13 protein-coding genes are annotated in these 14,166 nt (G+C 62.8%); 10 read left to right on the top strand and 3 right to left on the bottom strand.

All coding sequences use genetic code 11. The features are described 5' to 3' along the window. Positions 1-87: 87 nt before the first annotated feature. Positions 88-2,316, top strand: a complete 2,229-nt coding sequence (locus VME63_RS15845; RefSeq protein WP_325434323.1) for a family 20 glycosylhydrolase — start codon at positions 88-90, stop codon at positions 2,314-2,316. Positions 2,317-2,374: 58 nt separating this feature from the next. Here the strand turns inward: VME63_RS15845 and VME63_RS15840 are convergent, their stop codons facing one another. Beyond that, positions 2,375-3,169, bottom strand: coding sequence for an SDR family NAD(P)-dependent oxidoreductase (locus tag VME63_RS15840; protein WP_325434322.1), 795 nt, complete (start codon positions 3,167-3,169; stop codon positions 2,375-2,377). Positions 3,170-3,295: 126 nt separating this feature from the next. Beyond that, positions 3,296-4,045: an SDR family oxidoreductase gene (locus VME63_RS15835; protein WP_325434321.1), complete on the bottom strand. Its 750-nt coding sequence runs from the start codon at positions 4,043-4,045 to the stop codon at positions 3,296-3,298. Between the two features lie 103 nt (positions 4,046-4,148). Between VME63_RS15835 and VME63_RS15830 the strand changes: the two genes are divergently transcribed. Further along, complete coding sequence (locus VME63_RS15830; RefSeq protein ID WP_325434320.1) at positions 4,149-5,066, top strand: LysR family transcriptional regulator; 918 nt, start codon at positions 4,149-4,151, stop codon at positions 5,064-5,066. A 6-nt stretch (positions 5,067-5,072) separates the two neighbouring features. Here the strand turns inward: VME63_RS15830 and VME63_RS15825 are convergent, their stop codons facing one another. Then, the gene (locus tag VME63_RS15825) at positions 5,073-5,546 is read right to left on the bottom strand and encodes an Lrp/AsnC family transcriptional regulator (protein WP_325434319.1); all 474 of its coding nucleotides are present in this window, start codon (positions 5,544-5,546) and stop codon (positions 5,073-5,075) included. Positions 5,547-5,709: 163 nt separating this feature from the next. Between VME63_RS15825 and ald the strand changes: the two genes are divergently transcribed. The 8 genes from ald to tssG all read left to right on the top strand — a co-directional run bounded on the left by ald (position 5,710) and on the right by tssG (position 14,158). Continuing rightward, positions 5,710-6,828: an alanine dehydrogenase gene (gene ald, locus VME63_RS15820; protein ID WP_325434318.1), complete on the top strand. Its 1,119-nt coding sequence runs from the start codon at positions 5,710-5,712 to the stop codon at positions 6,826-6,828. A gap of 426 nt (positions 6,829-7,254) precedes the next feature. Beyond that, complete coding sequence (gene tssB / locus VME63_RS15815) at positions 7,255-7,773, top strand: type VI secretion system contractile sheath small subunit (protein WP_325434317.1); 519 nt, start codon at positions 7,255-7,257, stop codon at positions 7,771-7,773. A 6-nt stretch (positions 7,774-7,779) separates the two neighbouring features. Continuing rightward, complete coding sequence (tssC, locus tag VME63_RS15810; RefSeq protein ID WP_325434316.1) at positions 7,780-9,270, top strand: type VI secretion system contractile sheath large subunit; 1,491 nt, start codon at positions 7,780-7,782, stop codon at positions 9,268-9,270. Positions 9,271-9,365: 95 nt separating this feature from the next. Continuing rightward, the gene (locus VME63_RS15805) at positions 9,366-9,869 is read left to right on the top strand and encodes an Hcp family type VI secretion system effector (protein ID WP_325434315.1); all 504 of its coding nucleotides are present in this window, start codon (positions 9,366-9,368) and stop codon (positions 9,867-9,869) included. A 95-nt stretch (positions 9,870-9,964) separates the two neighbouring features. Further along, entirely contained in the window at positions 9,965-10,762 is a 798-nt protein-coding gene (locus VME63_RS15800) for a type VI secretion system accessory protein TagJ (protein WP_325434314.1), read from the top strand. Positions 10,763-10,780: 18 nt separating this feature from the next. Continuing rightward, positions 10,781-11,284 carry a type VI secretion system baseplate subunit TssE gene (gene tssE, locus VME63_RS15795; protein WP_325434313.1) on the top strand — a complete coding sequence of 168 codons (504 nt, stop codon included), beginning with the start codon at positions 10,781-10,783 and terminating at the stop codon, positions 11,282-11,284. Positions 11,285-11,288: 4 nt separating this feature from the next. Next, complete coding sequence (tssF, locus tag VME63_RS15790) at positions 11,289-13,172, top strand: type VI secretion system baseplate subunit TssF (protein WP_325434312.1); 1,884 nt, start codon at positions 11,289-11,291, stop codon at positions 13,170-13,172. Next, positions 13,136-14,158 carry a type VI secretion system baseplate subunit TssG gene (tssG, locus tag VME63_RS15785; RefSeq protein ID WP_325434311.1) on the top strand — a complete coding sequence of 341 codons (1,023 nt, stop codon included), beginning with the start codon at positions 13,136-13,138 and terminating at the stop codon, positions 14,156-14,158. The genes tssF and tssG overlap by 37 nt, the downstream gene beginning before the upstream one ends. The last annotated feature ends 8 nt before the right edge of the window (positions 14,159-14,166 follow it).

Raw genomic sequence — 14,166 nt, 5'->3', positions numbered from 1 at the left:
AAAAGCCGGGCTCGTTTGCTTTGAGTGTTAAGGATGCCCTGATCAATGCAAAGCATCTTTTAAGTTCGTACCGATGGAGTTTTGCAGATGGTGAAGTTGCCGCTTGTTTGCTGTGTTGGCGCATTGGCCTTGATGACGAGCCTTTGCGCCTGGGCAGGGATCGCAATCGTCCCCGAGCCGCAGCACATGGAAACGGGGCAGGGCAGCTATCAACTGGATGCCAGCACCGGTATCGATGTTCCCGGCGACGATGCGCGGGCGCACGAAATCGCCGCTTTTTTGCGCGATGCGGTGCTCGATCAAACCGGCATCCGCCTTTCCGACAGCAAGCATGCGCACGGCATCGCGCTGGCGATCGATCCGTCCATCAAGGGCGAGGAGGCGTATCGGCTTTCTGTCACCTCCCGTGGCGTGATCATCCAGGCGTCGACCGACAAGGGTTTGTTCTGGGGTGTACAGACGCTGCGCCAGTTGCTTGCGCAGCAGCGAGGCGCGTCGGCGGCTGTTCCCGCCGTGAAGATCGAGGATGCGCCGGCTTTTGCCTACCGCGGTTTCATGCTCGACGCAGGCCGGCATTTCTACCCGGTTTCCTTTATCAAGAAGCAGCTCGATCTGTTGAGCTACTACAAGATCAACGTTTTCCACTGGCATCTCACCGAAGACCAGGGCTGGCGTTTGCAGATCAATCGCTATCCCAAGCTGACCCAGGTCGGCGGCTGGCGCATCGAGGCCGATGGCAGCCGTTACGGCGGTTTCTACACGCAAGCACAGGCGCGCGATATTGTCCAATACGCGCGCCTGCGCAACATCATGGTGATACCTGAAATCGAAATGCCCGGACATAGCGTGGCGGCGCTGGTGTCCTATCCGGCGCTTGCCTGCGGACAGGCACCGGGCAGCGTGGCGACCACCTGGGGCGTGTTCAAGGACATCGATTGCGTCGGTAACGACTATACCTTCGTCTTCTTGCAGCATGTGCTTGACGAAGTGATGGGCATATTTCCCTCGCCCTACGTGCACATTGGCGGCGACGAAACGCCCAAGGACCGCTGGAAGGAATGTGCATCCTGCCAGGCGCTGATGCATGCGCAGGGACTGAAAGATGAAGAGGGGCTGCAAAGCTATTTCATCCAGCGTATCCAGCGTTACCTTACGAGCAAGGGCAAGACGCTGATCGGTTGGGATGAAATTCTCGAAGGTGGCGCGAACAAGGACGCCATCATCGAAATCTGGCGTGGCGACAACGAGGCGCGCAAGGCGCTGGCCAATGGCAATCGCATCATCGTCGCAGGGCCGTTCTACATCGACGCGCCGCTGGATCGGCTGACTGTGCGCGACGTGTATCGCACAAATATCGCCGGTGCGCCCGGCGACAGCGTTTTTGCCGCGCATCAGGCGCAGATCCTGGGGGCCGAGGCGCCGCTGTGGAGCGAGCATGCCAATCCGTTCAATGCCGAATCAAAGATGTATCCGCGCCTATTGGCATTTTCGGAAAATCTGTGGCACGGCGGCGCACATGATGAGGCGTCGTTTGCGGACTTCGAGCGGCGGCTGCAGGCGCAGTACGCATGGCTGGACGCGCAGCATGTCGCCTACGGCCCGGAGGACCGCCCGGTCGTCACTTACACGGTCACCCGGAACGCCGGTCACGATGGATGGCAGCTGCATGCCAAGCGTGGTTTCGATGACCTGCAAAGCCACTACGCCATCAACGGCGCCGAACCGGGCACGCAGTCGCCGTCCTTCGACGACCAGGTTGAAATCAAGCAGGCAGGCACGTTACAGGTGGTGCCGTTCCGACACGGCTTGCAGTACGACAATGCGATCGATTTTACGCTGGTGAACAATCGTGCTGCAGGCAAGCCGATCAGCTTTGCACAGCCGCCATCTTCCGAATACGCCGCCGGCGATGTGCTGGTGGATGGCGTGCTGGGCAGCGCGGATTTCCACGACGGACGCTGGGCGGCGTGGGAGAACAGCGACATCGATGCGACCATCGACCTGCAGCAGGAAACCGCCTTCCACACCATCGACGTCGGCTTCATGCTGGCACCCCAGTCGCGCATCCTGCTCCCCAGGCAGGTGACCTTTTATGCGTCGCGCGATGGCAGGCATTGGACGTCGCTGCATGTGCAGCCGTTATTGCTTGACGTTGTCTCGCCCATGCGCATGCAGCGCGTCGGTTTCAAATCGATGAAGGCGGTGACCGCGCGCTACATTCGCATCAAGGCGGAAAGAAATACCTCACTGCCGGCGAGCTTTCCGCAGGGCGCGAGCGACACCTGGCTGTTCGCCGACGAAATTCTCGTGCAATGACACTACGGTGCCGTCTGCCGCGAAGCCATGGCGTCTCGCGGCAGACGGCGCACATTGATTACACGATCGAACGCACCACGCCGCCGTCCACGCGCACCGCGGCGCCGGTGGTGGCCGAGGCCTGTTCAGAAGCCAGGTAAACACAGAGATTGGCCACTTCCTCGGTTGTCGCCAGCCGCTTGATCAACGACGAAGGTCGATGTGTGGCAATGAAATCGCGTTCGACCTGCTCCTGCGCCACGCCTTGTTCGGTGGCTATCTTGCCGAAGAAATCGCCGACGCCTTCGGAGCGCGTCGGGCCGGGCAGCACCGCATTCACCGTCACGCCCGTGCCGGCCAGTGTTTCGGCAAGCCCGCGCGATATCGCCAGCTGCGCGGTCTTGGTGGTGCCGTAATGCACCATCTCGGCGGGAATCTGCACGCCCGATTCACTTGAGATGAATTGGATGCGGCCCCAGCCGCGCCTGGCCATGCCTTGTGCGTAGTGCCGCGACAGGCGAACGCCGCTCATCACGTTGACTTCAAAGAAGCGCGACCAGTCTTCGTCGGGGATGTCGAAGAACGCTTTGGGCTCGAAGATGCCCAGATTGTTGATCAGGATGTCCGCGTCCGGAACCTGCGCGATCAGCTGATCGGCGCCTTCGCGCGTGCCAAGGTCGCCCGCCACGCCCGCGACGTTGGCACCCGCCGTGTGCTTCCTGATGATGGCGAGCGCTTCGTCCACGCGCGCCTGGGTGCGGCCGGTGACGACTACCTGCGCACCCGCGGCGGCGAGGCCCAGCGCAATGGACAGGCCGATGCCGGCGGTGGAGCCGGTCACAATGGCGCGGCGGTTTTTAAGGTCGATCTGCATGGGTGACTCCTAAAGTTATTCAGGCAAGCGGTTTGCGCGTAGATGGGCTTGAACGTGATGGCGATAGCGGGATCTTCAAGCGCGTTCGCGCGACGCCCGTCCATCGCCGGACGGGCGCCGCGCCGATCACAGCTGACTCATGCCGCCATCGACGACGATTTCGGTGCCGACGATGAAGGCCGACTCCCGGGACGACAGATGCAGCACCGTGGCGGCAAGCTCTTCGGTCGTGCCAAAACGGCCGAGCGGAATTTGGCCCTGAATCTGTGCCCGGGTGGCGTCCAGGGCATCGGCATCCAGGCCGAGCTTGTCCAGGATCTGCGTGCTGATCGGGCCGGGACTGACCACGTTCACGCGCACGCCGCGCGGCAACAGTTCGGCCGACAGCGTCTTGGCCAGCGAAATCAGCGCGGCCTTGCTGGCCGCATACACCGAGGAGCCGGGCATGCCGATGTGCGCGTTGATCGAGCCGTTGAGCACAATGGCCGCGCCGTCGTTCAACAGCGGCAACAGCGCCTGGAGCTGGAAGTACGCACCCTTGACGTTGATGTCGAAGCTCTGGTCCCAGGTCGCTTCATCCATGTCGGCAAAGGGCGCGAACCGGGCGACGCCCGCATTGATGAACACCGCGTCCAGCTTGATGCCGCGATGGGCGAGTTCGGCGGCCAGTTTCCGGGCAGAGGCGATGTCGCTGGCGTCGTTGCGCAGGGCGATCGCCTGCGGGCCCAGGGCCGCGCGGGCCGTTTCCAGCGTGGCGGTATCGCGGCCGGTGATGACCACGCGTGCTCCTTCGGCCGCGTAGGCCTTGGCGGCGCCCAGGCCAATGCCGGCATTGCCGCCGGTGACGAGTACGGTTTTATCGTTGAAGCGTTTCATGATGTTCTCCGAGAGTCGGTGTGGTTGGGATGGGGCCATCATGAGCGTTCGACATGCACGTGCCGTATGATGATTCCGATGCACTCGTTCGAAGAGGTCGAACATGTTGTCCGAGGACGAATTGGCCTTGCTGGAGGCGATTCGCGAGACCGGCAGCCTCACCCGCGCGGCCGCCCGGCTGGGCAAGGCGCCGTCGACCGTTTCGCACGCGGCACGTCAGCTTGAGGCGCGTTTCGATGCGCTGTTGTTCGACCGCCGCCGCTACCGCCTGCAACTGACGCCGGCCGGCCACTTGCTGGCCCAGGAAGCGTCGCGGCTGATGCTGGATGTTTCGCGCCTGACCCGGCGGGTGAAGCAGGTCGCCAGCGGATGGGAGGATCGCCTGTGGATCGTCACCGACGAAATCCTCGAATACGACATCCTGCTGCCGGTGATCCGGGCGTTCGACGCATTGCAATCGGGCGTCGCGCTTCGCCTGACGCACGAAGTGCTGGGCGGTACGTGGGAAGCGCTGCGCGATGGACGTGCCGACCTGATTGTCGGCGCCACCAACGAACCGCCGGCGATGCCGAAACTGCGCTGGTTCGAACTGGGCGTGATGGAATGGGTGTTCGCGGTGTCGCCGCGGCACCCGCTGGCCAAGGCAAAAGAGCCGTTGCAGCAGGAGCAGTTGAGCGCGCACCGCGCCGTCGTGGTGGCCGATTCCTCGCGCAGCATCGACAGTCGCGCATACGGCCTGCTCGGTGGCCAGTCCACGCTCGCGGTGCCGTCGATGCGCGCAAAAATTCTTTCGCAGCGCGAAGGTCTGGGTGTGGGCTGGTTGCCACGCCAGCGCACCGCCTCGCTGCTCAAGCATGGTGCGCTGATCGAAAAGCGCATGGCCGAGCCGCGCGAACCCAATGTCCTGTACGTGGCCTGGCGCGGCGATCAGCAGGGGCGCGCGCTGGCATGGTGGCTGGAGCAATTGCGGCAGCCGCGCCTGGCCAAGCGCTTGATCCAGGGCATCGACGTCGCGCTTTAGCCAGGCCTACACGGGCAGGGCGGTGGTCTTCTTCACCGTCCGCAGGGCGAGCGTGGATTGCACGCGCACCACGCCGGGAAGCTGGGTGAGGATTTCGGTGTGGATGCGCTCGAAGTCGGCCGAGTCGGCATAGACCACGCGCACCATGTAATCGGCGGCGCCCGCGAGCAGGCAGCATTCGGTCACTTCCGGATGCCTCTGGATGGCCGCCTCGAACGCATCGAGGGCGGCGCGGCCTTGCTGGTCGAGCGTCACCAGCACGAACGCGGTGCCAGGCAGCCCCGCGGTCTTCTCGTCCAGCAGCATCACGTAGCGGGCGATCAGACCCCGCTCCTCCATCAGCTTGACCCGTCGCAGGCACGCCGACGGCGACAGGTTGATCCGCAGCGCCAGCTCCATATTGGCCAGCCGGCCGTCCTCCTGCAGCAGCCGGAGGATGGCACGGTCGCGGTCGTCGAGGGCTTGTTCGTTATTCGTCATGAATTCTGCTTATTTAAAGATACTTCGCATTGAATGCGAAATATTGCCGGTTTTGCACCCGTAATGGGCGAGAAATTGTGCAATGGCTAGATCATACTGCCGCTCGCACGGGCCTGGGAGAGCCGGCCCGCCATCCCTCCTTCACCTCAAGAGAAGTCAAGCCATGCGCATCGGTGTGCCGAAAGAGATCAAGAATCATGAATACCGGGTGGGCCTCGTCCCGTCGTCCGTGCAGGAACTGGTGCACCACGGCCACCAGGTGATGGTGCAGAAGGATGCTGGCATGGGCGCGGGGCTGACCGATGCCGACTACGTCGCCGCCGGAGCCACCATCGTGGACAGCGCCGACCAGATCTTTGCCGAAGCGGACATGATCGTGAAGGTGAAGGAGCCGCTGGCGGTGGAGCGCAAGAAGCTGCGCAAGGGCCAGATTCTCTTTACCTACCTGCACCTTGCCCCGGATGCCGAGCAGACCAAGGACCTGATCGACTCCGGCGCGATCTGCATCGCTTATGAAACAGTGACTTCCGCCAACGGCTCGCTGCCGCTGCTGACGCCGATGTCCGAAGTGGCCGGCCGGCTGGCTCCCCAGGTCGGCGCCCACTCGCTGGAAAAAGCCCAGGGCGGACGCGGCGTGCTGCTGGGCGGCGTGCCGGGCGTGCCGGCGGCCGAAGTGGTGATCCTCGGCGGCGGCGTTTCGGGCACGCACGCGGCGACCATCGCCGTGGGCATGGGCGCGAAGGTGACCGTGGTCGACCGTTCGGCCGACGTGCTCAAGCGCCTGGCGTCGCAGTTCGGCACGTCCATCTCCACGGTATTCTCTACCCGTTCGGCCATTGAAGAACTGGTGCGCCGCGCGGACCTGTTGATCGGCACGGTGCTGGTGCCGGGCGCGGCGGCGCCCAAGCTGGTGACGCACGACATGGTCCGCACGATGAAGTCCGGTTCGGTGATCGTCGACGTGGCGATCGACCAGGGCGGCTGCGTGGAAACGTCGCATGCGACCACGCATTCCGATCCCACCTACGTGGTGGACGGCGTGGTGCACTATTGCGTGGCCAACATGCCGGGCGCCGTGGCGCGCACCTCCACCTTCGCGCTCAACAGCGTGACGCTGCCCTTTACGCTGGCGCTGGCCAACAACGGCTGGAAGAAGGCGCTGGCGCAGGACGTTCATCTGCGCAACGGTCTGAACGTGTTCGAAGGCAAGGTGACGTGCGAGCCGGTCGCCCAGGCTCACAATCTGCCTTATGTGCAGGCGGAAACCGCCATCGGCATGTAACGCCAGAGGCGAATATGGGCTCCCTGCCGATGGTGCGCGGGGAGCCCATGCTGCATTGCGCCGCGATCGCCACGGCTCCGGTCTCGCTTCACTGGATTTTCACAACGCGCCCGGCCGTCATCGCCCTGTAGTTGCCATTGGCGTTGACTAGGCATAAATTCGCCGAGTGCACAGGAGCACTCCCAGACCGTGTCACGCTGCGTAAGTGCGCGGCTTTTTCGGCACGTTGAATCTTTCGCTACGCAGGCCCGGGGGGAGCCGCAGCAGCTGTCTCTATATTATTAGTCGCTGAATTTCGGTTGCAGGCATCGTGCCGTCTGCTGACGCGCACCTGTCATGTGCCTGTAACCGGTTGCATAAGTTGGATGGACTTGAATGAAAGCGGTTACTCCCAAACTTGCCTGATCCTTTTCAAGGAGACGTCGTATGGCTAAGCAGAGCAGTCAGAAGTTCATCGCGCGAAATCGCGCGCCTCGGGTACAGATCGAATACGACGTCGAGGTCTATGGAGCACAAAAGAAGGTCCAGGTTCCGTTCGTGATGGGCGTGATGTCGGACCTTTCCGGCGCCAACAACGCCGATCTGCCGGCGATCGAAGAGCGCAAGGCGCTGGAAATCGACGTCGACAATTTCGACAACCGCATGCAGGCGATGAAGCCGCGGGTAAGCTTCGCCGTGCCCAACACGCTCACCGGCGAAGGCAATCTCAACGTTGACATTACCTTCGAGAACATGGACGACTTCTCGCCCGCCGCCGTGGCGCGCAAGGTCGGTGCGGTCGCCAAGCTGCTGGAAGCGCGCACGCAGCTGGCCAATCTGGGTACTTATCTTGACGGCAAGGCCGGCGCGGAAAAACTCATCGCCCAGGCGATCAATGACCCGGCACTGCTGCAATCACTGGCATCGGCACCCAAGCCGGGCGACGCCGGCAAGGACGGGGAGTAAGCGATCATGGCCACCGAGAAAGTAGCCGAAGGCGGTGCAGTACAAACCATCGAAGCGGGTGATTTTGCCGCCCTTCTGAGCAAGGAATTCAAGCCCAAGAGCGAGCGCGCGAAGGAAGAAGTCGAATCGGCCGTGCGCACGCTGGCCGAGCAGGTGCTGAACAAGTCGGACATTGTTTCCGACGATGTCACCCAGACCATCAACGCCTATGTCGCCGAACTGGATCGCAAGATCAGCGAGCAGATCAACCTGGTCATGCACCACGCCGAATTTCAGAAGCTGGAAAGCGCCTGGCGCGGCCTGCATTACCTGGTCAACAACACCGAAACGGATCAGCAGTTGAAGATCCGCGTGATGAACATCTCCAAGAAAGAACTCGGCAAGACGCTCAAGCGCTATAAAGGCACCGCGTGGGACCAGAGTCCGATTTTCAAGAAGATGTATGAAGAGGAATACGGCCAGCTCGGCGGCGAACCCTACGGTTGCCTGATCGGCGACTATTATTTCGACCATAGCCCGCCGGACGTCGAACTGCTCGGCGGCATCGCGCAAGTGGCCGCCGCGGCGCACGCACCGTTCATCGCGGCCGCCAATTCCAGCCTGATGGGCATGGAGAGCTGGAACGAACTGGCCAATCCGCGCGATCTGGCCAAGATCTTCTCCACCCCCGACTACGCCGCGTGGCGTTCGCTGCGCGAATCGGACGATGCCAAGTATCTTGGCCTGGCGATGCCGCGCACGCTGGCGCGCCTGCCTTACGGCGCCAAGACCAATCCGGTGGAGGAATTCGATTTCGAGGAAGACACCGCCGGCGCCGATTCGTCCAAGTACACCTGGCAGAACGCCGCCTACGCGATGGCCGTGAACATCAACCGCTCGTTCAAGGAATACGGCTGGTGCTCGCGCATCCGCGGCATTGAATCGGGTGGGGCGGTGGAAGGCCTGCCGGTGCACACCTTCCCGACCGACGACGGCGGCGTGGACATGAAGTGTCCCACCGAGATCGCCATCACCGACCGCCGCTCGGCGGAACTGGACAAGATGGGCCTGATGCCGCTGGTCCATCGCAAGAACTCCGACATGGCCGCGTTCATCAGCGCGCAGTCGCTATCCAAGCCGGAGGAGTACGACGATCCGGACGCCACCGCCAACTCGGCGCTGGCCGCGCGACTGCCGTACATGTTCGCCTGCTGCCGTTTTGCGCACTATTTGAAGTGCATCGTGCGCGACAAGATCGGCTCGTTCAGCAGCCGCGAGCAGATGCAGAACTGGCTGACCAACTGGATCACCCAGTACATCGACGGCGATCCGTTGAACTCCAGCGAGGAAACCAAAGCGCGCAAGCCGCTTTCGGCCGCCGAAGTGGTGGTGGAGGAAGTGGAAGGCGCACCCGGGTATTACACCTCCAAGTTCTATCTCAAGCCGCACTACCAGCTTGAGGGCTTGACCGTGTCGTTGCGTCTGGTTTCGCGCTTGCCATCGGCGGCGAAAGCCTGAATCAGGACAGTGTTGCTGCAAAGGGGCAGCGTGGCCGGGCTTTGTGCCCGGCCCGTTGGCATCCACCATCAATCAGGTAACCGAGGAGAGGTTTCATGGCATTCGATATGCACATCAAGTTCGGCTCCGGCAAGGTCAAGATCGAGGGAGCGTCCAACCACAAGAAGCACAAGGGCGAAGTGCCGATCCTGGCGTGGTCGTGGGGCACCAGCAATAGCGGCGACCTGCACACCGGTGCGGGCTCGGCCAGCGGCGGCAAGGCCCATGTGCAGGACATTTCCATTACCAAGTACGTGGACGGGTGCTCCAACGCGTTGCTGCAGGCGTGCTGCACTGGCGCGCGCGTGGATCAGGCGTGGCTGTATGTCACTAACGCCACCGGCGAGCAGACCGACTTCCTCACCATCGAGCTGAGCGAAGGCATCCTGGTCACCTCCACCTCCACGGGCGGTAGCGGCGGCGAGGACCGACTCACCGAAAACATCACGCTGCACTTCGGCAAGTTCAAGTATTCGTTCCAGCCCCAGGACGACAAGGGCGGCAAGCAGGGCGGCACCAAGGACTTCACGTTCGACATCCAGCAGGTCGCCAGCACCTAACCGGCTGGTTTCACGCTGATCTTGTGTGCATCGACTTAAGGAGTCTCGACGCCATTTGCGTCGAGGCTCTCTCGTCGCCTTCCCGAATGCTGGGCGTGGACATGACTCCCGAGAACATGCTGAAAGAAGGTCGCCTGGACGAGGCCCTGCAGGGGCTTACCGCGCAGGTTCGCGGCAACCCGGCTGATGCGAAGGCGCGCGTTTTCCTGTTCCAGTTGCTGTCGGTGCTCGGCCAGTGGGAGCGCGCGCAAACCCAGTTGAAGGTGAGCGCCGAACTGGATGCCAACAACACGCTGATGGTCGGTGCATACAGCCGAGCCCTGCAAGGCGAGCTGGAGCGTCAGGCAGTGATGGGTGGCACGCGTTCGCCACTGGTCATCGGCGAGCCGGCGCAGTGGCTCGCCTTGCTGCTGCAGTCGCTCAAGCTGATCGGGCAGGGACAATACGCGCAGGCATTGCCGCTGCGCGAACAGGCGTTCGAACAAGCCGAGGCGGTAAGCGGCGACATCGACGGCGAACCGTTCGAGTGGATCGCCGATGCCGACCCGCGCTTCGGTCCGTGCCTGGAAATTATCGTCAACGGTGGCTATTCATGGGTACCGTTCTCGCGCATCCAGCGGCTGTCTTTCGACGAGCCGACGGATCTGCGCGACAAGGTCTGGACACCGGTACAGGTGACCTGGACCAACGGCGGCGAAGCGGTGGGCTTCGTGCCGTGCCGTTATCCCGGTTCCGAGCGCGCGCACGACAGCGAGCTGGTGCTGGCGCGCAAGACCGAATGGGTGGATCTGGGCGGCGATTGTTTCGTGGGATCGGGCCAACGCATGTTGGCCACCGATGCCGGCGAATATCCGCTCTTGGATATCCGCACGATTAATTTCCACTCAACGTGACCGCCGCGAGGAACCGTCATGGCTGAGTTGACCACCCAGGAACGGTTGCAACCCTCGCTGCTGGACCGGCTCGCCGACGACGAACCGGCGAAAGCGGACGAAAGCCGCGAAAAGCGGGTGATTTCCGCTACCCGTTTGCGCGACTGCGTGGCGCGCGATATTTCCTGGCTGCTCAATTGCGTGAACCTGGGGCTGGATGACGAACTGGCCGATTATCCGGACGTCGCCCGCTCCGTGCTCAATTTCGGCATCCCCGATCTCACCGGCACGGCGCTGGCCGGCGTCGATGCCAGCGTGCTGCAACGGCAGCTGCGCGAAGCGATCCTGGCCTTCGAGCCGCGCCTTACCGCCAGTTCGCTGCGCGTCACCGTACAGACCGACACCAAGCGCATGGACCGGCAGTCGCTGGTCTTCAACATCGAGTCGGAAATGTGGGCGCAGCCCATTCCGCTGAACCTTTACCTGAAGACGGAAGTGGACCTGGAAACGGGCAAATTCAACGTGTCGGAGAGCTTCGGCTAACGCCATGGACCCGCGATTGCTCCGCTATTACAACCGCGAACTGCAGCACGTCAGGGAGATGGGCGCGGAATTCGCGCGTGAATATCCCAAGATCGCCGGGCGGCTGGGGATGGAAGGCTTCGAGTGCGCCGACCCCTACGTGGAACGCCTGCTCGAAGGCTTTGCGTTTCTGGCCGCGCGCATCCAGCTCAAGCTCGACGCGCAACACCCGGTGTTCACCCAGCACCTGCTGGAAATGATTTATCCGCACTATCTCGCCCCGGTGCCATCGATGGCGGTAGTGCAGATGCACCCGGACACCAAGGAAAGTGCGCTGGCCGCCGGCTACACCGTTGCGCGCAACACGGCGCTGCGCAGTCTCACGGCCAACGACGATCGCACCGCCTGCGAATACCGCACCGCGCACGATGTCACGCTGTGGCCGCTGGAGTTGACCGAGGCCAAATACTTCGAGACGCCCGCGGCGATTGCCGCGGCCAGCGTACCGATTCCCGCCGATCGCACCGTGCGAGCGGGCCTGCGCCTGAAATTCACCATTACCGCCGGCGCGCAGGCCAACATGCTGCCGCTGGACGAGTTGCCGGTATTCATCGCGGGCGCGGACGAATTGCCTAAACGCTTGTATGAACAATTGCTGGGCAACGCCGTGGGTTTCGTCATGCGCGCGCCCAGCCCTAGCGGCATGCTGGTGCAGACTTTCAGTGCCGACAATATCGTTGCCAAGGGCTTCGACGATAGCGAGGCCCTGTTGCCCTATACCGATCGATCGTTCAGCGGCTATCGGCTGCTACAGGAATATTTCGCCTGCCCGGAGCGCTTTCTGTTTGCGGTATTCACCGGCTTGAAATCGGTGCTGGCGCGATCGCAGGCCACCGAGTTCGATATCACGGTGCTATTCGATCGCAGCGTCACACGGTTGCACAACGCGGTGGATGCGGGCAACTTCCGTTTGTTCTGCACGCCGGCGATCAATCTGTTTCCGCGCCGCGCCGATCGCATTCATCTGCAGCAGGGGCGAACCGAATACCACGTCGTCGCCGACCGCACGCGCCCGATGGATTTCGAAGTGCATAGCGTGCATCACGTGGAGGGCTTCGGCGACCGGCAGGAGCCCGAACAGCGTTTCCAGCCGTTCTACGGTTGCGACGAGCGTGTCTGGCATAGCGGCAGCGCCGCTTTCTACACCACGCGCCGCGAGCCGCGCCTGCTGTCCTCGCGGCAGAAGCTGCAGGGCGCGCGCTCCAGTTACATCGGCAGCGAGGTGTTCATTTCGTTGGTGGATGCCAACGATGCGCCGTACTCCACCCAATTGCGCCAGGTCGGCATGCAGCTGATGTGCACCAACCGCGATCTGCCACTGCAGATGCCGGTGGGCAAGTCGCGCACTGATTTCACGCTGGAGACAGGCGCGCCGATCGCTTCCATCCGCTGCGTGGCCGGCCCGACCAAGCCGCGCGCACCCAGTGCGAACGGCGAAACGGCATGGCGCCTGGTGAGCCATCTGCAGCTCAACTACGTATCACTGCTGGGCGAAAGTAACGAAGAGGGTGCGGCCGCCCTGCGCGAAATGTTGACGCTGTATTGCGACGAATTCGACGCCAGCGCGCGGCGCCAGATCGAAGGCGTCAAGGCGGTCGGCTCCAAGTCGGTGGTCCGGCGCATTCCGGTGCCGGGACCGATCACGTTTGGGCGTGGCCTGGAAATCACCCTTACCTGCGACGACGGCGCGTTCGAAGGCACAGGCGCTTTCCTGCTCGGTTCGGTGATGCGGCATTTCTTTGCACGCTACGTTTCGGTGAATTCGTTCACCGAAACGGTGTTGCGTACCCTGGAACGGAACGAGGTGGCTCGATGGCCGGCGCGCATCGGCAAACGCCAGATCCTGTAGCGCTTGAGAATGCGCTGCGCGATCGGCCGGAAGCCTTCGAATTTTTCGAAGCGTTGCGCTGGCTTGAGTGTGCGCATCCAGAACTGCCGCGCCTGGGCCATTCGGCCAAGCCTGCCGAGGATGCGGTGCGCTTGTGCCAGACGCCCTCGCTCGCCTTCGCTCCGCGCACGGTGGAGCGTTTCGAGCAGGCGGCCGAGGGCAGGGCGCCGCGCATGCACGGGCTGTTCTTCGGCCTGTTCGGCCCCAACGCGCCATTGCCGCTGCACCTGACCGAGTACGTGCTGGACCGGCAGCGCAATGCGAAGGACGATACCTTCATCGCTTTCGCCAATATCTTTCATCATCGCATGCTCAGCCTGTTTTACCGGGCATGGGCCGATTCGCAGCCGACCGTGCAGTTGGACCGTCCGGGCGAGGATCGCTTCAATCTGTACGTCGGCGCGCTGATCGGGCTCTCTACGCCCAATCTGCAGTCGCGCGACGCGTTGCCCGATCAATACAAGCGCTTCTTTTCCGGACGCCTGCTGGCGCAGGCGCGCAATGCCGAAGGGTTGCAAAGCCTGCTGGAACATTTTTTCCATATACCGGTGCGCGTCGTCGAATTCGTGACGGAGTGGATGCGCCTGCCTTCCTCCTCGCATTTGCGACTGGGATCGTCGCGCGAGGTGGCGTGCATGGGGCTTACCGCGGTGCTCGGTGAGTACGTATGGGGTGCGCAACAACGCTTCCGGCTGCGGTTGGGGCCGCTGACGCGCGCGCAATTTGGCAACTTCCTGCCAGGCGGCGAAGCGCTGCGGCAACTGGTGGCGGCGGTTAAAACGTACGTCGGCGAAGAAAAAGCGTGGGACGTCCAGCTGGTGTTGCGGCGGGACGAAATGCCCGGCATCCAGCTTGGAAAGACCGGGCGCATGGGTTTGTCCACCTGGCTTGGAACCTCGCGGCAGCAGGGCGATATCGACGATGTGGTGTTGAAGCCGGTGGGTTGACCCTTGCC

The organism is Dyella sp., assembly GCF_035503745.1.
GTDB lineage: Bacteria > Pseudomonadota > Gammaproteobacteria > Xanthomonadales > Rhodanobacteraceae > Dyella_B.
Note: the sequence above shows the minus strand (reverse complement) of the source record. Positions and strands in the feature narration are given on the sequence as shown.

Bases quoted from the DNA above. Each gene is read 5' to 3' on its own strand.
- VME63_RS15845 (WP_325434323.1), top strand. From the start codon at position 88: ATGGTGAAGTTGCCGCTTGTTTGCTGTGTTGGCGCATTGGCCTTGATG.
- VME63_RS15840 (WP_325434322.1), bottom strand. From the start codon at position 3,169: ATGCAGATCGACCTTAAAAACCGCCGCGCCATTGTGACCGGCTCCACC.
- VME63_RS15835 (WP_325434321.1), bottom strand. From the start codon at position 4,045: ATGAAACGCTTCAACGATAAAACCGTACTCGTCACCGGCGGCAATGCC.
- VME63_RS15830 (WP_325434320.1), top strand. From the start codon at position 4,149: ATGTTGTCCGAGGACGAATTGGCCTTGCTGGAGGCGATTCGCGAGACC.
- VME63_RS15825 (WP_325434319.1), bottom strand. From the start codon at position 5,546: ATGACGAATAACGAACAAGCCCTCGACGACCGCGACCGTGCCATCCTC.
- ald (WP_325434318.1), top strand. From the start codon at position 5,710: ATGCGCATCGGTGTGCCGAAAGAGATCAAGAATCATGAATACCGGGTG.
- tssB (WP_325434317.1), top strand. From the start codon at position 7,255: ATGGCTAAGCAGAGCAGTCAGAAGTTCATCGCGCGAAATCGCGCGCCT.
- tssC (WP_325434316.1), top strand. From the start codon at position 7,780: ATGGCCACCGAGAAAGTAGCCGAAGGCGGTGCAGTACAAACCATCGAA.
- VME63_RS15805 (WP_325434315.1), top strand. From the start codon at position 9,366: ATGGCATTCGATATGCACATCAAGTTCGGCTCCGGCAAGGTCAAGATC.
- tssE (WP_325434313.1), top strand. From the start codon at position 10,781: ATGGCTGAGTTGACCACCCAGGAACGGTTGCAACCCTCGCTGCTGGAC.
- tssF (WP_325434312.1), top strand. From the start codon at position 11,289: ATGGACCCGCGATTGCTCCGCTATTACAACCGCGAACTGCAGCACGTC.
- tssG (WP_325434311.1), top strand. From the start codon at position 13,136: ATGGCCGGCGCGCATCGGCAAACGCCAGATCCTGTAGCGCTTGAGAAT.